The organism is Nocardia sp. NPDC004718, assembly GCF_053601535.1.
In genome coordinates, this window is the sequence record NZ_JBSGCA010000027.1 from 42,510 (window position 1) to 61,088 (window position 18,579).

18 protein-coding genes are annotated in these 18,579 nt (G+C 67.6%); 12 read left to right on the top strand and 6 right to left on the bottom strand.

What is annotated here, in order from left to right; genetic code table 11:
- Positions 1 to 134 precede the first annotated feature (134 nt).
- The 4 genes from ACWEH3_RS21200 (at position 135) to ACWEH3_RS21215 (ending at position 3,464) form a co-directional block, all read left to right on the top strand.
- Positions 135 to 818: a hypothetical protein gene (locus ACWEH3_RS21200; protein WP_450015718.1), complete on the top strand. Its 684-nt coding sequence runs from the start codon at positions 135 to 137 to the stop codon at positions 816 to 818.
- A gap of 294 nt (positions 819 to 1,112) precedes the next feature.
- Positions 1,113 to 2,135: a zinc-dependent alcohol dehydrogenase family protein gene (locus ACWEH3_RS21205; protein WP_450015716.1), complete on the top strand. Its 1,023-nt coding sequence runs from the start codon at positions 1,113 to 1,115 to the stop codon at positions 2,133 to 2,135.
- A 165-nt stretch (positions 2,136 to 2,300) separates the two neighbouring features.
- On the top strand, positions 2,301 to 2,447 hold the full coding sequence (locus ACWEH3_RS21210) for a hypothetical protein (protein WP_355070689.1): 147 nt from the start codon (positions 2,301 to 2,303) through the stop codon (positions 2,445 to 2,447).
- A 39-nt stretch (positions 2,448 to 2,486) separates the two neighbouring features.
- Positions 2,487 to 3,464 (top strand): NAD-dependent epimerase/dehydratase family protein, encoded by a 978-nt coding sequence (locus tag ACWEH3_RS21215; protein WP_450015714.1) that lies wholly within the window; start codon positions 2,487 to 2,489, stop codon positions 3,462 to 3,464.
- A 131-nt stretch (positions 3,465 to 3,595) separates the two neighbouring features.
- On the opposite strand, the gene ACWEH3_RS21220 is transcribed toward ACWEH3_RS21215, so the two are convergent.
- Positions 3,596 to 4,000, bottom strand: a complete 405-nt coding sequence (locus ACWEH3_RS21220; protein WP_450015712.1) for a MerR family transcriptional regulator — start codon at positions 3,998 to 4,000, stop codon at positions 3,596 to 3,598.
- A 67-nt stretch (positions 4,001 to 4,067) separates the two neighbouring features.
- Here ACWEH3_RS21220 and ACWEH3_RS21225 point away from each other — a divergent pair, with 67 nt between their 5' ends.
- Positions 4,068 to 4,889, top strand: coding sequence for a TIGR03619 family F420-dependent LLM class oxidoreductase (locus ACWEH3_RS21225; RefSeq protein WP_450015710.1), 822 nt, complete (start codon positions 4,068 to 4,070; stop codon positions 4,887 to 4,889).
- A 161-nt stretch (positions 4,890 to 5,050) separates the two neighbouring features.
- Positions 5,051 to 5,917 carry a TIGR03619 family F420-dependent LLM class oxidoreductase gene (locus ACWEH3_RS21230; protein WP_452358373.1) on the top strand — a complete coding sequence of 289 codons (867 nt, stop codon included), beginning with the start codon at positions 5,051 to 5,053 and terminating at the stop codon, positions 5,915 to 5,917.
- Positions 5,918 to 5,942: 25 nt separating this feature from the next.
- Here the strand turns inward: ACWEH3_RS21230 and ACWEH3_RS21235 are convergent, their stop codons facing one another.
- A complete protein-coding gene (locus ACWEH3_RS21235) occupies positions 5,943 to 6,332 on the bottom strand; it encodes an RICIN domain-containing protein (protein ID WP_450015706.1) in 390 nt (129 codons plus the stop codon).
- Between the two features lie 299 nt (positions 6,333 to 6,631).
- Between ACWEH3_RS21235 and ACWEH3_RS21240 the strand changes: the two genes are divergently transcribed.
- The 3 genes from ACWEH3_RS21240 (at position 6,632) to ACWEH3_RS21250 (ending at position 10,446) form a co-directional block, all read left to right on the top strand.
- Positions 6,632 to 6,988: a hypothetical protein gene (locus ACWEH3_RS21240; protein ID WP_356961745.1), complete on the top strand. Its 357-nt coding sequence runs from the start codon at positions 6,632 to 6,634 to the stop codon at positions 6,986 to 6,988.
- Positions 6,989 to 7,198: 210 nt separating this feature from the next.
- On the top strand, positions 7,199 to 8,656 hold the full coding sequence (locus ACWEH3_RS21245) for a flavin-containing monooxygenase (RefSeq protein ID WP_450015704.1): 1,458 nt from the start codon (positions 7,199 to 7,201) through the stop codon (positions 8,654 to 8,656).
- A gap of 47 nt (positions 8,657 to 8,703) precedes the next feature.
- A complete protein-coding gene (locus ACWEH3_RS21250) occupies positions 8,704 to 10,446 on the top strand; it encodes an FAD-dependent oxidoreductase (protein WP_450015702.1) in 1,743 nt (580 codons plus the stop codon).
- Between the two features lie 35 nt (positions 10,447 to 10,481).
- Here ACWEH3_RS21250 and ACWEH3_RS21255 read toward each other — a convergent pair whose 3' ends face one another.
- From ACWEH3_RS21255 to ACWEH3_RS21265, 3 genes are all read right to left on the bottom strand, one after another.
- A complete protein-coding gene (locus tag ACWEH3_RS21255; protein ID WP_450015700.1) occupies positions 10,482 to 11,258 on the bottom strand; it encodes a DUF1206 domain-containing protein in 777 nt (258 codons plus the stop codon).
- Between the two features lie 431 nt (positions 11,259 to 11,689).
- Positions 11,690 to 12,631 carry an alpha/beta fold hydrolase gene (locus ACWEH3_RS21260; RefSeq protein ID WP_450015698.1) on the bottom strand — a complete coding sequence of 314 codons (942 nt, stop codon included), beginning with the start codon at positions 12,629 to 12,631 and terminating at the stop codon, positions 11,690 to 11,692.
- Between the two features lie 183 nt (positions 12,632 to 12,814).
- Complete coding sequence (locus ACWEH3_RS21265) at positions 12,815 to 13,675, bottom strand: TetR family transcriptional regulator (RefSeq protein WP_450015696.1); 861 nt, start codon at positions 13,673 to 13,675, stop codon at positions 12,815 to 12,817.
- A gap of 155 nt (positions 13,676 to 13,830) precedes the next feature.
- On the opposite strand from ACWEH3_RS21265, the gene ACWEH3_RS21270 reads away from it, so the two are divergent.
- The 3 genes from ACWEH3_RS21270 to ACWEH3_RS21280 all read left to right on the top strand — a co-directional run bounded on the left by ACWEH3_RS21270 (position 13,831) and on the right by ACWEH3_RS21280 (position 17,942).
- Positions 13,831 to 15,045, top strand: a complete 1,215-nt coding sequence (locus ACWEH3_RS21270) for an acyl-CoA dehydrogenase family protein (protein WP_450015694.1) — start codon at positions 13,831 to 13,833, stop codon at positions 15,043 to 15,045.
- A 245-nt stretch (positions 15,046 to 15,290) separates the two neighbouring features.
- Complete coding sequence (locus tag ACWEH3_RS21275; RefSeq protein WP_450015692.1) at positions 15,291 to 15,518, top strand: hypothetical protein; 228 nt, start codon at positions 15,291 to 15,293, stop codon at positions 15,516 to 15,518.
- Between the two features lie 192 nt (positions 15,519 to 15,710).
- A complete protein-coding gene (locus ACWEH3_RS21280; protein WP_450015690.1) occupies positions 15,711 to 17,942 on the top strand; it encodes a hypothetical protein in 2,232 nt (743 codons plus the stop codon).
- Between the two features lie 85 nt (positions 17,943 to 18,027).
- Here ACWEH3_RS21280 and mbp1 read toward each other — a convergent pair whose 3' ends face one another.
- Positions 18,028 to 18,273 (bottom strand): microaggregate-binding protein 1, encoded by a 246-nt coding sequence (gene mbp1 / locus ACWEH3_RS21285; RefSeq protein ID WP_450015688.1) that lies wholly within the window; start codon positions 18,271 to 18,273, stop codon positions 18,028 to 18,030.
- Positions 18,274 to 18,579: the final 306 nt, after the last annotated feature.

Here is an 18,579-nt window from a genome sequence, read left to right on the forward strand (position 1 = left end):
TCATTACCAGTGGGTAGTATGCGTAAATGCTGTGACCGACCACAATCGGCTCACGCGCCCTTTAGGGCGGTTCATACCGAGGGCACTCCCCGGGGGCTGCCGTCGTGTCGGATGTCGCGATTAATCTGCCGGGCATGGTCAACCCCGATACGGCACTGCGCCGCTTGCTGCGCGAAACAGGAAAACTGCTACAGCCGTATGGGTTCCACGGCATCGAGCCCACCTGGACACGAGTCGAGGGCCGCGGCGTCGCGTCCGTCGGCCGTACCCGCGTGACCCGCACATGGACCGACGGACAACAGGTCCTCGGCTTCGGGCTGACCTTGAAGGCCACCCCCACCCCGTGGTGGGAGTACTGCAACTGGCGGAACACCCGACTGGGCCTGCCCCATGTACCGCTGGAATCGGCCACCGGCCCCGACCTGATCGACACTCGCTCGCTGTCCGATGAACTGACCACGCCGTGGATCCTGCGGCTCGACCCAGCCCAACCGGGCCGGCAGGCGTTGCAATCCGACATCGACGCCATCCGCGGCCAACTTCCCCGCCGCGTGCATGCCTACGCTCGCAGAGCGCTACGGCTGCTGGAAGCCGATCACTACCTCGACGAGTTATTCTCCCAACCCGGTCCGGGCATCCGGACCTGGGAAGCGATCGTCGTCCTCCTCGCCGACCGCGGACCAGGACCGCGCCTCGATGAGGCCATACGCCGCTTCCAACAGTGCACCACGGGACCGGACGCCTCGGCCTACGCGGACGAAGTCGTCACTTACGCACGCACCCGAACAGCGGTCGGCGAAATCGCCTGCGAGCGCTGAGTATGCGGATCGCGCCGGTGATCCGGCGATAATCGCGCCGATCAGGCTGGGGCCTATCTTCGGCTCCCGGCGGCGCGGGCGAGGTCGCCCCGGCCGGCGCGGCCACTTCGGAGCGGCGCAGTCCGGGGACACGACGGTGCGGCCCCGGCGGGAGACCGGCCCGGTCCGGGGGTCGACCGGCCATTGCCACTTCGACAAAGGCATCTGGTCGCCGAGGTGTGAGCCGAGCCGTCAGCGGTATCCCGGCGCCGAGCCGATCGACAACGGACATCGCTTGTGAAGGAGGACCGAATCATGCGCGGAGTCGTCATGCACGCCCCCGGTGACGTGCGCGTCGAGCAGCGGGAGGACCCGAGGATCGTGGAGTCCACCGACGCGGTCATCCGCATCGCCGCGACCTGTATCTGCGGGTCGGACCTGTGGCCCTACCGCGGCATCGAGAAGCTGAGGGGACCCACCCCGATGGGCCACGAATACATCGGCGTGGTCACCGAGATCGGGCCGGAAGTGAGGACCCTGAAAGTCGGCGACTTCGTCGTCGGTTCCTTCTTCGCCTCCGACAACACCTGCGAGATCTGCCGCGCCGGCTATCAGAGCCGCTGCGTGCGCAACGTACCGATCGGCATGATCGGCACCCAGGCCGAGCGGGCCCGGATCCCGCTGGCCGACGGCACCCTCGTCGTGGTCCCCGCCAACCCCACGCCCGAGCAGATCCCGCACCTGCTCGCGGCGTCCGACGTGCTCGGCACCGGGTGGTTCGCCGCCGTGGCCGCCGAGGCGGGTCCCGGCAAGACCGTCGCGGTCGTCGGGGACGGCGCGGTCGGGTTGCTGGCCGTACTGGCCGCCGGGCAGCTGGGCGCGGACCGCGTCATCGTCATGAGCCGCCACGCCGACCGCCAGGCTTTGGCCCGCAAGTTCGGCGCCACCGATATCGTCGCCGAACGCGGTGACGCCGGTGTGGCCCGGATCAAGGAACTCACCGGTGGCCTGGGGGCGCACTCGGTCGTCGAAGCCGTCGGGACCCAGGAATCGATGGAACAGGCCATCCGGTCGACGCGCCCCGGCGGACACGTCGGTTATGTCGGGGTGAGCCACGACGTCGCGCTCGACGGCATGGAACTGTTCTTCTCCGGTGTGCACCTGCACGGCGGACCCGCACCTGTGCGCCGCTTCCTGCCCGAATTGGTCGACCTCATCCTCCGCGGCGACATCCATCCCGGTGAGGTCTTCGACCGCACCCTGCCCCTCGAGGAAGCCGCCGAAGGCTACCGCGCGATGGATCAGCGCCGCGCCACAAAGGTCCTACTCACCCTCTGACACCTCGGGCGCGCGCGATGCTTGCTCGGGATCGACGGCACCGCGCTGGTGGTGTGCGGAGAGGATGCGCGTCCTCGGTGCCGGCCGTACGGCGACTCCAAGCTCTCGGGTGGATTCCGATATCGCACCGCGCGTGAAGACGACATCGGTGGGTAGGCCACGAACGTGACCGAACCCGGAAACAAGAAGGCACCCGAACTGGGCGACCAGACCGATACCTCCCACCCCGACGACCTGGACCTCGAAACCTACGAAACCCCGCGGGATGAAGACCGCAACGAGGAGGCGGGCGCGGTGGAGCCGCCCGACTGAGCACCGTTTCGCCCATGGCGACAGGGGAATTCCGCCCCCATGGGTATTACCGTCGCCGTCACCGGACCGACCGGTGAGATCGGCATCTCCGCCGTCACCACACTCGAACGCGACCCGGCGGTGGGCCGGATCCTCGGCATGGCCCGCCGCCCCTTCGACCCCGCCGCGCACGGCTGGACGAAGACCGAGTACCGGCGCGGCGACATCCTCGACCGCGCCGCCGTGGACGCCTTGGTCGCCGACGCCGAGGTGGTGATCCACCTGGCATTCGTGATCATGGGCTCACGGCAGGACAGCGCACGCGTCAATCTCGAGGGCACCCGCAACGTCTTCGAGGCGACGGTGGCCGCCGAACGAGCCCGCCGCCTCGTCTACACCTCCTCGGTCGCCGCCTACGGCTACCACCCGGACAATCCTTCGCCCCTCACCGAGGACGTTCCGCCGGAGGGCTCGACCGAGCACTACTACTCCCAGCAGAAGGCCTCCTGCGAAGCCGCGCTCACCGAGATCACGGCGGGCTCCGACCTCGAGGTGTTCGTGCTGAGGCCGTGCATCGTGGCGGGTCCGAAGGCACCGGCCCTGCACGACCTACCGTGGGCGAAACTTCCCGGCCCCGTGCGCGCTCTGGCCCGAGCCAATCCGCTGTTCAAGCCGATCGTTCCCGACCCTGGACACCCCCTGCAACTCGTCCACCACGACGACATGGCCGCCGCCATCGCACTGGCCGCCACCGCGGACGCCCCGCCAGGCGCGTACAACATCGCGGGCGACGACACCCTCAGCCTGTCCGACGTGGTGACCGCGCTGGGCGGCAGACCGGTGCGCGTCCCCGCCTTCGCCGCCACGGCGACCTCGACGGCCCTCACCTATCTCCCTTTCGTGCCCGCCACCCTCGAGTGGTTGCACATCGTGCGCACGCCCGTCGTCATGGACACCAACCGCGCGAAGCAGCATCTCGGCTGGAAACCGGCGTACACATCGGCCGAAACCCTCGCGGCGCTCGCCGCCAGCCGGTGACCCGGACGCGATTCGCCTGCTGTGCGCTTCAGACGGAAGTTTCCAGCCACCGTCGGAACTACGCAATTCGCCGTCGGCCGACCAAGCCGTCGGCCTTCTGCTCGGTGCCGGGCCGAACACGCCGCAGCGAGTCAGGATTCGGTCGCGTGCAGATCCCGAGACCGCTGGAGGCGACTCGTGTGTGTGCGCACCGCGTCGAGGTATTCGGCGATGGCCTCCCGGTTGCGGGTGAGGCAGTCGATGCGCCGGGACATGCGGGTCAGTTCGTCCTCGAGCAGGGTGAGCATTTCCGGCGTCGCCTCGTCGAACATGATGGAGCAAGGCTGGTCGAGACAGGGCAGGATCTGTTTGATGATGCGGGTGGGCAGGCCGGCGTCGAGCAGTCCCCGGATCTGGCGAACGCGGTCCACCAGACGCTCGTCGTAGGTGCGATAGCCGTTGTCACAGCGCTGCGCGGCGATCAAGCCCTGCTCTTCGTAGTAGCGCAGCAGTCGCCGAGACGTGCCGGTTCGCTCGGACAGTTCTCCGATACGCATATGTGTTCCACCTCATACCGACCCGGGTTGACCATCACATAGATGTGAAGGTTCGAGCATAGGGCTCATGAAGATAGGCATCACCACCTTCGTCACCGACGAAGGGATCAGCGGTCCGAAACTCGGTGTGGCACTGGAGGAGCGGGGGTTCGAGTCGATGTTCTTGGCCGAGCACTCCCATATCCCCGCGAGCCGCAGGTCCCCCGCCCCGGGCGGCGGCGAGCTGCCGCGGCCGTACTACCGCGCGGTGGATCCGTTCGTCGCCCTCGCCGCCGTCGCAGCCGTCACCGAGCGGCTGATCCTCGGAACCGGCGTTACCCTGCTGATCCAGCGCGACGTCATCCACACCGCCAAGGAGGTCGCGACGCTCGACCTGATCTCCGGCGGACGCTTCGTCTTCGGCGTCGGCACGGGCTGGAATCGCGAGGAGATGGCCGATCACGGCACCGATCCGCGCACCCGCGGCGCACTGCTGGACGAGCAACTCACCGCCATCCGGGCGATCTGGACCGACGAACTCGCCGAATTCCACGGCAGGTTCCTGGATTTCGAGCCGATGTACGCCTGGCCGAAACCCGTGCAGCAGCCGCATCCGCCGATCTTCCTCGGCGGCGCGGAGGCGGCGGCGGAACGCGCGATCCGCCACGGCGTCGGCTGGATCCCCGCCGCCGTGACCGATCCCGCCGAAATCCCCGCTCAGCTGTCCCGGCTCCACGGGCACGACCTGCCGGTCACGGTCGCATTCGTCGCGACGGATCCTGCCCTGATCGCGGGCTATGCCGAGGCCGGAGTGCAGCGGTTGCTCTTCGGCCTGCCGACCCTTCCGGAATCTGAAACACTGCACGCCCTGGACGAGATCGCGAAGGTGGCCGACCGGTACCTGGTTTGATCCCGCCACGCTCGACTTGCGTTGACGTCGGCGGCAAGGTCTACCGTTGCGACGCCGGTGTGGTGCGGAGATCGCGAGTACGGCGATGCGGGACCACACCGGCTCCGCTCTCCATCCGAGATGCTCCGCCGCTGGATTCGCGCCGGCGCGCATACGAAGGGATGTCTGTGAAATTCGCGATCAGTTACAGCACGCCGTTCAACGGGACCGACCCCGATCGGCTCATCAGGTTTGCCCAGCATGCCGAGGAATGCGGTTTCGAGGCCCTGTACGTGCAGGATCACATCGCGTTGTACCCCGGCGCGTCCTACGGCGCTGGAGAACTGCCCGCGACACTGCCCTACTTCGATCCACTCGACTGTCTGGGCTTCGTCGCCGCGGCCACGCGACGACTGCTGCTCGGCACCGGTGTCCTGTTGCTGCCGTACCGCCATCCCGTGGTGCTCGCCAAGCGCCTGGCCACCATCGATGTCTTGTCCAAGGGCCGCATGCGGCTGCTCACCGTCGGAATCGGGGCCATGCCCGGCGAGGCGCAGGCGGTCGGGGTGGACTTCCACACCCGCGGTCGACGCGCCGACGAGGCGATCGACGTGCTGCGGCTGCTGTGGTCGGGCGGTCCCGACGGCGTCGGCTATCACGGCGAGTTCTTCGACTTCGACGCTCTCTGCAGTTACCCGAAGCCGCTCGCGGCGGCCGGACTTCCGATCCACGTCGGCGGATCGAGCCGGGCTGCCGCCCGCCGCGCCGGACTGCGCGGCAACGGCTACTTCGCGGGCGGAATGCTGGAGGAGGCCGAGCGCGATCTGCAGATCGAGGTGGCGCGCAAGGCGGCCGCGGAAGCGGGCCGTGACCCGGCCGCCTTGGAGTACACGCGCTGGGGCTCGTCCGATCTGTCGGCCGAGCAGGTCGGGCAACTCGAAGAACACGGTGTGACCCGGATCGTGGTCAACCTGACCACGGCGAGCGCCGAAGAGCAGCGCGACAAGATGTCGGAATTCGCCGAACGGTTCGGTCTCGCAACGAAATAGCGGGCGGCAGCCGATCCGCGAACGCTCACACCTTCCGGAAAATCCACTTCTCCCGGTCGCTTTCCCGGTTGATCAACAGCTGCGGTCGATTGTTCTGGATCACCCCGACGACGAATTCGTCGTCGCTGGTCGCGATCGGAGAAATCTCCGGGAAATCCGGCAGGTCCCATCCGTAATGCTCCTCGCTGCACACCAGGTGCCCATTCGCACGGATCGCCGCGAGATGGCCGCCCGTTTTCTTGTTGACGATGCCGAAATCGCCCTCTTCGGGATTGGCCGGACAGGTCCACAGCTGCGCGTCGTCGTCGGCGGCACGCTGGCGCATGGTCACGCTGTCCGCGGTGCCGTCGACCGCGAGTGCTTGGCCCGTCTCGTAGTTGATGATCTGGTAAGTCGTGGCAGTCTTTTCGGCCATGGTCTCGTCCTCACTGTGTGAGCGCACCGCTACCGGGCTCGACACCGCCCGTGACGCTGCGCTGATCTCGTAGTCGTCGTCCAAGGCGAATCGCCGACAGCAAGTACAGCAGAAACGGCTCCATATCGGAGCGGATTCCCGCAGCTGTATCCAGATCGCCGTCTCCGCTCCTCGATGCGGGAGTAATTCATCCGAAAGAGGTGAGGGAACGCACGGCCGCGAATTCATATGCTGCACCGGGCGAACGAGGTTCGCGCCATCGATTGCTGTCGAGCGCACGACCTGAAGGGAGACGACCGATGACCGATACCGGCATGGGAGCCAAGCGGAAGATCGTGTCTTTGTCCGCACCGACCGAGCAGCCGCCCGCGCAGAAGAGTTCGCCCGGCTGGTACAAGCTGTACAACGACACGGACATGTACGTTTCGGTTTACCGGCAGGAATGGGACCAGCCCAAATCGCTGTTCATTCTCGCCCCCGGACAGACCAGCTCCGAGTACGAGGCGGGGCACGAGATCTACATCCTGTGGATCACCGATGTCGGCACCGAGTCGACCCCGATCACCTGGGACAGTTCCGGCGGTTTCAGCTGCGAGTACGTGCTGAGCGGGTACACGCAGGCGAACCAGGTGAACAACGTGAGCTCCTTCCAGTAGGCGTGGCGATGAAGGCGCTGCGGTATCGAACCATCCGGGCCGCCGCTCGCCTACCAGTCAGCCGCACGAAGGGAAGATCAGCGGGCGCGCGGTGATCCTCCCCAACGGATGAGCCGCGGGTAGGGTTCGGACGCCGATTGGCCGAAAGTATGGATTTTCTGACCTCAGGTGTTTGGCATCGGTCTTTGTCCAGGTCATAGCGTTGTCGTCATGAGCACACCTTCGATCGTCATCATCGGCACCGGTTTCGGGGGGCTCGGCATGGCGATGGAACTCCAGCGTGCGGGCCTGCACGATTTCCAGATCCTGGAGCGGGCCGAGGACGTCGGCGGCGTCTGGCGGGAGAACACCTACCCCGGCGCGGGTTGCGACATCCCCTCGCCGCTGTATTCCTACTCCTACGCGCCGCGCACCGACTGGCCGAAGCGGTTCTCCCGGCAGCCGGACATCCTCGCCTACCTGCGCGGGATCGCTCGCGAGCACGATCTGCTGCCCAAGATCCGCTTCCGCACCGAGGTCACCGAGGCCGAGTTCGACGACGCCACCGGACGGTGGACCGTGCGCACCGCCGACGGCGCCGAGCTGACCTGCGATGTGCTGATCTCCGCGGTCGGGCAGCTCTCGCGGCCCGCGCTGCCGAACATCCCCGGTGTGGAGACCTTCCGCGGCACGGCCTTCCACTCCGCCGAGTGGGATCACGAAGCCGACCTGACCGGCAAGCGGGTGGCGGTCATCGGCACCGGCGCGAGCGCGGTCCAGTTCGTGCCCGCGATCGCGCCCTCGGTGGCGCAGTTGACGCTGTTCCAGCGTTCGGCCGCGTGGATCATGCCGAAACCGGACGTCGAGTACAAAGCCTGGCATCATCGCGCCTTCCGGCTCCTGCCGATCACCCGCCTGACCGAGCGGTTCGCGTTCTGGCTGTTCTGCGAGTTCCTCGCGCTGGGCATCGTCGACGTGCCGGTCATCCGCAAGCTGGTGACGCGGATCGGCCTGCGGCATCTGAAGCGCCAGGTGGCGGATCCGGACCTGCGGGCCGAGCTGACCCCCGACTATCCGGCCGGCTGCAAGCGGGCGCTGTTCTCCAACGACTACCTGCCCGCGCTCACCCGCTCCAACGTAACGGTGGAGACCACCGCGATCGCCGAGATCACCCCGGAGGGCGTGCGCACCGCCGACGGCGCGCTGCACGAGGTGGACGCGGTGGTCTACGGCACGGGCTTCAAGGGCACCGAATTCCTCTGGCCGATGCGGATCTCCGGCCGAGGCGGGCGCAAGCTGGCCGACGAGTGGTCGCAGGGGGCCCGGGCCTACCAAGGCATCACGGTTCCCGGTTACCCGAACCTGTTCCTCGTCTACGGCCCCAACACCAACCTCGGCGTCGGTTCGATCGTCTACATGATCGAATCCCAGGCCCGCTATATCCGCCGGGCCGTCCAGCGTCTCGCCGAGCGGCCGGGCCACGTGCTCGAAGTGCGCCCCGATGTCGAGGCCCGGTTCGATCGCAGGCTGCAGCAGCGGCTCGACCGCACACCGTGGAACTTCTGCTCGAGCTGGTATCGCAACGCGGCCGGGCGGATCACGAACAACTGGCCGGGCACCGTCACCAGCTATCGGTGGCATACGCGCAAGGTCGACTTCGCGGACTACGACTCGAGGCGCGTCTCTTGACGCGACCTTCTCTGCGGCAACAACTTTCGACGAGTGGTGGAGATCAAATGACGTTCGACTACGACGTGGTGGTCGTCGGTTCCGGGTTCGGCGGCAGTGTGACCGCGCTGCGGCTCACCGAGAAGGGCTACCGGGTCGGCGTGCTCGAGGCGGGACGGCGTTTCGCCGACGACGAGTTCGCCACGACCTCCTGGGACGCGAAGAAGTACCTGTGGGCCCCCGCCCTGGGTTGCTTCGGCATCCAGCGGCTGACGCTGCTGAAGGACACCTTCATCATGGCGGGCGCGGGCGTCGGCGGCGGCTCGCTGGTGTACGCGAACACCCTCTACGAACCGCCGGACAAGTTCTACCGCGACCGCCAGTGGGCCCACATCACCGACTGGAAGGACGAGCTCGCTCCGCACTACGACCAGGCCAAGCGGATGCTGGGCGTGACGACCAACCCCGCGACCACGCCGTCGGACCGCGTACTGGCCGAGATCGCCGAGGAGATGGGCGTCGGCTCGACCTACCGCAGCACCCCCGTCGGCGTCCTGTTCGGCGGCAACGGCGCGCGGCCCGGTCAGGATGTGCCCGACCCGTTCTTCGGCGGCGCGGGCCCCGCCCGCAACACCTGCACGCACTGCGGCGAGTGCATGACCGGCTGCCGCCACAACGCCAAGAACACCCTGGTCAAAAATTATCTCTACCTCGCGGAGCGGGCCGGTGCGACGGTCCATCCGCTCACCACGGTGACCGATGTGCGTCCGCTGCCCGGCGGCGGCTACCAGATCTCCACCGTCCGCACCGGACGCTGGGTCCGCGGGGCGCGCCGCGAGTTCACCGCCGAGCAGGTCGTCTTCGCCGCGGCCGCGCTCGGCACCCAGAGACTGCTGCACCGGCTCCGCGACCGGGGTTCTCTGCCGGATATCTCCCCGCGTCTGGGCGAACTCTCCCGCACCAACTCCGAGGAGCTGCTCTCGATACGCAGCCGCCGCAAGGACTCCGACTTCACCAAAGGGGTGGCGATCACCTCTTCGATCCACCCGGACGAAGACACCCACATCGAGCCGGTGCGCTACGGCAAGGGCAGCAACGCCATCGGCCTCATCGGCACCGCCATGATCGACCCCGACGGGCGGACATCGAAGCTGCGCCTGTGGGCGCGAACCATGCGCAAGCTCGGCCGCGACGCCTTCCACATCCAGAATCCGCGCGGCTGGTCGGAACAGATGATCGGGCTGCTGGTGATGCAGTCGGTCGACAACTCCATCACCACCTACACCAAACGCGGTCTGTTCGGTCGCAAGATGACCACCAGACAAGGTGTGGGCGAACCGAATCCGACCTGGCTTCCGGCCGGGCACGAGGTGGCCCACCGGGTCGCCGACAAGATCGACGGCATCCCGGGCGCCGGTTGGAGCGCTCTGTTCGACATCCCGATGACCGGGCATTTCATCGGCGGCTGCGTCATCGGTGACTCCTCGGACGCCGGGGTGGTCGATCCTTACCACCGGATGCACGGGTACCGGGGACTGCATGTCATCGACGGTTCGACCATCTCGGCCAATCTCGGGGTGAACCCTTCGCTCACGATCACCGCGCAGGCCGAGCGCGCCACCGCCCTCTGGCCGAACAAGGGTGAGCCGGATCCGCGTCCCGAGCCGGGCGCGCCCTACCGGCGCATCGCCCCCGTGCCGCCACGCAACCCCGTGGTCCCGGCCGACGCTCCGGCCGCGCTCCGGTTACCGATCATCGAGATCAAAGGGCCGTCCGACCGGTCCGAGCCGACGGCGGACACACGCGGCTGACCTCGGGACATGGCGGGCTGTCCACTCGCATGAATTCAGACCGGAACACCGCCATGGGTGCGCCGGTATCGCGCTTGGAGGAACGACAGTATCCCGAACGCCATCAGCCCGAGGGACACAGCGATGAGCAGCCAAGGGCCCAAGGCGCTGTCGGCGAAATCATGCAGAACAGCGTCGACCCCCTTGGCGTTCGCCGGTTCGTAGTTCGCGGCCGCCACCACCGCGGCGACTCCGATGCCGATGACGATTACGCCCCGCGCCAGATAGCCGATCCGGCCCAGCCAAATCACGGTCTCCCGCGAAGCGCGGGTCATCCAGCCCATTCGCAGATCGTCGAGGAAGCCCAGCCGGATCCCGCGCAGGGTTATCAGGACTCCCCCGGCCAGGATGGCCAAGCCGAGGAGCAAGACGACCACTTGGCCGCCGTTCCAGCCGAGTATCTGGGCGGTCACATCGCGTGCGAGTGCGTCACTCGGCTGCGGTGTCCGGCCGTCCACGACGAACCTGAGAACGACGAAGAACGCTATGGCATAAAGGATTCCGAGGGCCAAGGCGCGCAGCCGGGGCCCATTCGAACTTGTCGCGGGCGCGGCGGCGGCCTGCGCCAGCCGCCAGGCGGCCAGAGCCGCGAATCCGAGGACCAGGATCCACAGCAGCAGATAGCCCAGCGGCTTACCGGCGAGCGCCGCCAGCGCACCGCCCGCGGTCGGCTCGTGCTGCGCGGTGCCGACGGCCAGCATGAAGGCGAGAATGCCGATGACGATGTAGGCGATCCCGCGTGCGATGAAGCCGAAGCGCGCGGCCCCTCGCAATCCGCCGGATCTCGCATACCTGCCCGGCCCCCGACGCTCGTGCCGCCGCCGGCCGCCATACCGGTTGCGCCATCCGCTTCCGTAACCGGTGCGCCACCGGCTGCGCCGCACTCCGCCGGTGCGGCGCCATCGGTATCTGTCAGCATTTCGGAACAAACTCATGGTTCTCACCTCTCCATGGACCGTATTGCCCACTTCGGGTGAAATAACCGCTGCGAGAACCAGAGAGAGGGACTTGGACGGGCGCGTCGGTACAGCTCTGCTCCGAGTCACCCTGCTGCCCAGACGGTTACGGTCCCCGTAGGAGCCAGCCGGGTCATGGCGCAGGTCAGCTTCTGGTCCCGGCACCACGGCTGCACGACCCTGCTCGAATACCCGGGACGCAGGTCAAGGGCAAACTCCGCCAGCGATACCTGTGAGGTTTCCGGACGCTACGCGACACAGGTGAGGTCGGCGTCCTCGCCCGCGCGCGTCATCAGGCGCGCGACGGCCTCCGCCACCAGGGCGGGCTGCTCCAGGATCACCGAGTGTCCGGCGCTCTCGACGATCACGAAGTCCGAGTACTCGACGGCGGCGGCCATCGCGACGGAATGCGACGGGGGCGTCATCAAGTCGGCGCCACCGCACAGCACCAGCGTCGGAATCCGGGACAGAAGCGCGAGAGCCTCGGTTCGGTCGTAGACCATGAGGTCGCTCAAGAAGCTCGCCATCGTGACGATCGGCGTCTCGTTGCGCATCGCGTTGGCGAGGGCGAGCACCCGCGGGCTCACCTTGCGATCACCGAATTCCGCGGTACGGACGAGCGGGGCGAACAGCTGACAGGCCAGCAGCTTCGCGTGGTGCATCGCCCCCGGCGCGAGTCGGACGGCCGCCTGGAGCGCGGAGACGACCGGGCTGCGCAGGAGACGGCCGAACCCGGCGTCGGTGAGACCGCCCGACGCGGTCGCGAGAAGGGCGACCCCGACGACACGGGTGCCGATCTCGTGCGGATTCTGACCGGCGTAGGTCAGCGCGGTCATACCACCCATCGAGTGGCCGACGAGCACGACCGGCCCGGTCGGTGCGACAACATCGAGAACTTCGCGCAGGTCCCGGCCGAGCTGGTCGATGTTGTAGGTCCGCGGGGGCGCGGCGGCGGACTCGCCGTGGCCGCGGTGGTCGTAGCAGACGATCCGGGCGCCTGCGTAGCGGCGCAGCAGCTCGTCGCGGACGTAGGTCCAGGATTCGCTGCGCAGGCAATGTCCGTGCAGCAGGACGACGGTGAGGTCCGCGTCTCTCGGGCCGTATTCGCGAATTGCGAGCGCCGTGCCGTCCTCGGTCCACACCGTGGCACGCCGTTCCTCCGTGGCGGCGATTGTGCTGAGAGTCGACATGGGCTGCTCCGGTTCACTGGCGGTACTCGTCCTACTTTCCGCCGTATGCGCCGCCGCCATCAGGCCCCCGAGTGCTGGGCTCCGATCCCCAAGGGGTATGCCGATCACCACCAAGGTGGGGCTGTTCGCCGGGGTGTTGTCCGGCCACCGGCGAAGGACGGGGGCGAAGCCGCGAATGTGCGGCTAACGCACCGGATCGACCCCGAGCACACCCAGGGCGAAATCCGCGTATTGCGCGGCCACTTCCTCTGGCGTCGCCGGGCCCGACTCGCGAAACCACTGGGGGATGGCGGTACACATGGTGGCTATGGCACGACCTGCCGCCTGAACCTGGGAATTGGCGATGCGACCCTCGGCATGAGCCGCGGCGATCGCTTCGTCCAGGATGGCTTGGATATCGCGACGGGAGCGGGCGATGCGCGCGCGTTCCCCCGGAGAAAGGCTGCGCATCTCGCTGGCGCCGATGAAACCGAGGTCGCGGCGGTGGGTGTGGAACAGGGCCAACGCTTCGACGATCAGGCGCAACCGGTGGATGCTGTCGCGGCCTTCGGCGCGGGCGGCGCGCACTCGCCAGTGCAGTTCGTCCATGGTCAGATCGAGGATGCGGACCAGCAGGTCGTGCTTATCGCGATAATGGTGGTAGAGGCCGGGAACGCTGGTGCCCGCCCGCCGGGCGATCGCGCGGACGGTCGTGCCGTGGTAGCCGATCTCTACGAACGACGTGAGGGCGGCGGCCAGCACCGGGTCGACATCCAGCGGGGCGAACTCGCGCCAGTCACCCTGCGTATCCCGCTCGGAATCGGCCCGGCCGTGGCTCGGGCGCGCCGCGGGAAAGGTGCCGCCGAGCAAATGAGCGACCGGCACACCCAGCACATCGGACAAGCGAGTGAGCCGGGCGATCGAGATTCCGGTCTTTCCCGTCTCCACAGCGCTGAGCGTCGCCGGACTCACCTCGAGACGGCGGGCCACTTCGCGCAGCGACAGGCCCGCGGCGCGGCGCGCGTGCCGGATCGCCTCGTGCGGCGCCATAGTCCCATTTCGCATGTTGTTCAGAATAACTGAACAACAAACATCCACCACTCGCGCCGGACACCCGCAGGAAGCGCGCTCTTTGACACCACAGGCGCCCAATGGAACAGTGTTCAGACAGAGCGATCGTTCGGTCCGGACGGGCGCTGGATGTCGAGGAGGAATGCGCGATGCCGATCGATCTGACCTATTCCGACGCAGTTCGGGCGCTGATCGACCGCACCCGGGAGTTCGTGCGGGAGACGGTGCTGCCGATCGAAGACGAGCATTCCGGCGACATCACCGCCGCGGGCGGCGACGGACTGCGCGTCACGCTGAACAAGCTCGCGCGCGAGGCCGGGGTCTTCGCGCCGCACGCGCCCGTCGAGTACGGCGGCCACGGCCTGTCGATGTCGGATCGCGCGCCGGTGTTCGAGGAGGCGGGCTACTCGCTGTTCGGCCCGACGGCGCTCAACATCGCGGCGCCGGACGAGGGCAACGTCCACATGCTCGCCCACATCGCCGACGCGGAGCAGAAGTCGCGCTACCTGGAACCGCTCGCCCGCGGCGAGGTGCGCTCGGCCTTCGCGATGACCGAGCCGGCGCCCGGAGCCGGTTCCGACCCGGCGGCGCTGGCCACCAGGGCCGTCCCCGTCGACGGCGGCTGGCGGATCAACGGCCACAAGCATTTCATCACCGGCGCCGACGGGGCCGGCTTCTTCATCGTGATGGCCCGCACGTCCGGCGAACCGGGACAGCGGGGCGGGGCCACGATGTTCCTGGCACCCGCCGACACCCCAGGCCTGCGCGTGGGCAGGCATATCACCACGCTGGACCGCGCCATGATCGGCGGACACTGCGAAGTCTTCTTCGAGGACATGTTCGTCCCCGGCGAAGCGGTGCTCGGCGCTGTCGACCGCGGCTTCGAATACGCCCAGGTGCGACTGGGTCCGGCTCGCATGACGCACGTGATGCGCTGGCTGGGAGCGGCGCGCAGAGGCCACGACATCGCCGTCGAGCGTGTCGCCCAGCGTGAAGGCTTCGGTTCCCGGATCGGCGATCTGGGCATGGCGCAGAAGATGATCGCCGACAACGAGATCGACATCGCCGCCACCCGCGCGCTGCTGGTACGCGCCTGCTGGGAACTGGACAACGGAGAGCACGCGGGCAACGCCACCTCGATCGCGAAGACCTTCGCCGCCGAGGCGATCTTCCGCATCGTCGACCGCAGCATTCAGTTGTGCGGCGGGCTCGGTGTTTCCGACGACCTCCCGCTGGCGCGCCTCTCCCGCGAAGTACGGCCCTTCCGCATCTACGACGGGCCTTCGGAAGTCCACCGCTGGGCCATCGCCAAGCGTGCGGTCAGCGCGGCCCGCCGGGCAGCGGCCGACGGGTCTTCGCGCTGATCTACTGCGCGGATCTGCGCGGACGGACCGTTCGTTCCCGACGAGCGGCACTTCCGGCTCGCCGGACGGAATCGGTTCCGAGCGCAGCCGGGTCGATCGGCCGCGCGTGCGATCCAGCGAGCGAGTATCCGCGTAACATGCGGACTTCGTGACTCCGCCGAGGCATCCGAGGGCGGCAGTTCGCCGGTGAAAGGGGCCACCGCCCTGATCCGATCGAGTCCCGGGGATGATCGAAGGAGAGCCTTATGCCAGCGCAAGACCGCCGATACCTCGTCCTCCTGATTCCGGGTGACCTCGGCGACGACACCATTCTCACGGCAATCCGTTCGGAGTTCTTCGACTGGCTGCGGAGATCCGGTGCGGAAGTCGTCGAGGACGGCGGCGCCAACCGATTGGTCATCACGTCGTCGCCGGAGACAGCCGAGCGACTCACGAGGCTCGAGTACGTGCGCACCGTCGAGCCGTACGCCTAGGCGCCGGCTCGCCGGGCTGCCGCGCCCCCCGATTATCGGTAGTACGAGCCCGCCCGCGATGCCCACAGGTTTGCCGCCGACCCCGCACCGGCCGCGGCCGCGCTACCAACGAGTCTCGTCGGCTGCCGCATTCGGGCGCAGCACCGTATTCTCAAATGAATCGATCCGCACGACAACCGAATTCGAGGCAGCATGTCGCGGTCCGAGGCATCGGCGGTGGCGGCCGGAGCCTACGCGTGGTTCCGGACGGCGGTCCGGCGAATCGATCCCGGATTGTGGGAGTCGTGGTGGCGGTGGCTGGATCGGAAATTCGGCGACGACACGACGATTCTGTGGACCGAGCCGTGGCCTCACGACTACTGGGTCGCCCACGGGGTGCAACACGCCATCGAGGGGGTACCGCTCCCGCTCGCCTACCAGATCTGGTCCCACCGCGGCGCGCTCGACGACTGGCCGCTTTTCGGGGCGACGGAATGGGACCTGTTTCCACCCGGTGCGAGCCGTTCGACCAACTCGGCCGCGCTCGATGACGTCCTCGCGCAAGCGGGTCCGCTCGAATATGATCGCGAATACAGTCTTGCGCAGCTGATTTCGTTGTCGGATGAGCTACAGCGAACGAGTACGGAGGAACCGTCACAAGCCCGCCTGCAATCGCAGTTCATCCGCGCGTGGCTCACCTCTATCGTCGGAAACACCTTTTCGAGCATGTTCCGCGCGCCCTCCACGGATGCGGATCTGCTGTATCACGTGACGATCCGCCGGGTCGACCAAGCGATGGGGGTGTTCGAGCAGACACGCCACCTGCGAATGGATCTCGCCGAAGCGATCGAGACCTTCTACTGCGCGACGTGGCCCGACGGGCTGCCGATCAAGGTACCCACGCAACAAGGACAATCACTCGAGTGGCGAGACCACTGGTTCTGGTTGACGCAGGAGCTGGAACCGGAGCGGCTGCGGGAAGCCGTCGCCATCGTCGCGAGGTTGCTGGTCTGTCCGCCGATCATGGACGCGATCGGCTATCTGATCAGCAGGGATCGTCCGGTCAGCGCGCTGGGATTGTGCGTCCTGCGCCGCTATGCCTTGGGACTGCGGACTCTGGCCTGGCTGGAAGCCGCGGCCACCCATCCGTGGCGGGATGTCCGGCTCGCCGACGTGGCGACCTTCGCGTTCGCCGCCATAGCCCCGTGGTGGCCACGGCCTTCTCTGGCGCTCAGCCATCGGTCCGGCGACACGAAGCCCGAACTGATCGAACTCGGTCTGTGGCGCGCCCCCGACGTGGCCATCGACGCGATGACCGTCCCTACCGGCGAGTCCAACACGGGCATGGTGTGGCGCCTGTTCGCCGCCACACCGGCGATCGCCCGGGTGCGGTCCGAGACCTACACCGCCAGCCTGTGGTGTCGACGCGAGGTCGAGTTGACCCAGTATCTGCTGGAACACTCCGATTTTCTTCGCGGACGTACCGTGGCGGATATCTCTGTGCAGCAGACAATCTCGCTCGACCGAGCGATGTCGTCGCGCAATCTGCTACCGGATCGTTCCGAACAGAACCAGCCTTTGTTTCCCCCGTCCACCCTCGTCTTGGACGTACCGAGCTACGCGCCGTTGATCATCGATGTACTCGCCGCGGTGTGCACATTACGGCTGTTGCGCACCCACTACGACGACGCCGGAGTGGCCAATCGGATCGCCGACGCACTGGTCGCGGGCCGCCCCGTCGACCTACCGCCGCCGACCAACCATCCGCAGGGCTGGGATATCCACTACGCCGCCTTCGCAGGGCTCGGACGATACGGCCGACGGCACAAATCGCCGGTGCGGCTGGCACGGCGCTACCCGAAGTCCGAGGCCGCGTTGGATATGACGGAGATCGCCGAAAGGGTTCCCGATCTGAAGCAGGCACAGGCGGGAGGTGTCGACATACTGGCCGCGCTCGAATGGAATCGCGAGATCCGCCGGTGGTTCTCCGAGCACTGGGGCTCCCGCCGCACCGTGATCGATTGCAGGCGGTTCGATGTCAGCGGATGGAGCGATGACCCCCGCCACGCCGTCAAACGCGGCATGCTGCAATTACACTCCGAGGCATTGACTTTCGTCATGCAAGTGGCCGGTCAGTCGGTGGACTCCTGGCCCGGGCTCGGGTACAACGATCCGCCGATTCTTACCGTGTACCTGCCCGACCAGCACAGTTGGCTCGATGCTTCCTTCGCGCTGCCGGCCTGGGTGGACATCTACACCTCGCTGCGCACGCTTCGCTTCGACCGCGCTCTGGTCGACGCGATGCGCACCGCACTCGATGACCAGTTCACTCTCTTGGCCAAGCTACCGAGGCCCAGAAAGCCCGCTGACGTGTTCGCCGTGCGGGGCGGCCGGGGCACCCCGCATCCCGATCGGCCCGTGACGATCCTCGTTCACCGCGACTGAGCGAAGCGGGCCCATGACGCCGGTCCGCCGCCGCCAGCTCTGCTGACGGCGGCGGATACCCGCGGTGGGACGAACCAGCGCGTGATCAGCGCCCGTGCTGATGGGCGGACTGACGGGCCTCGTCGACGTCGGCTTCGGCTCGCGCCTTCTCGGCCGCGGCTTCCTTCCTGGCCGCCTCGCGCTGCGATTCCGCCTTGTCCTGCTGCGCGCGACCTTCGTTCTTCAGGTCCTCATGACCGGTGACGGTGCCAGCCGCTTCCTTCACCTTGCCCTTGGCGTCTTCGACGACGCCCTCGACGCCCTCGCGAGCACCGCTTCCATGTTCAGCCACAACAACCTCCTGGAATATCGGAACAAGCTGACATCTGGCGCATACCCGGAAGACCGGCCTCGAATCCGGAGCGACGAAGTTCGGTTCGCGCGTCACGCCCTCCCCCAGGTAGGACGGGTCAGCGCGGCGGGTGCTCGCGCTCGGTACTTGCCGATACCGCGTCATCCTGAGCCGCTACTCCCGGTCGTCGTACTCCGGACTCTTCGGCACCCTCCCGATCGCGTCCCCGCTGTGGCTGATCGCCGCCGCGACGCGCGACCGTCCCGCCGATCGCGCCGACCGGTTCGGCACCGCTTTGTACCACTG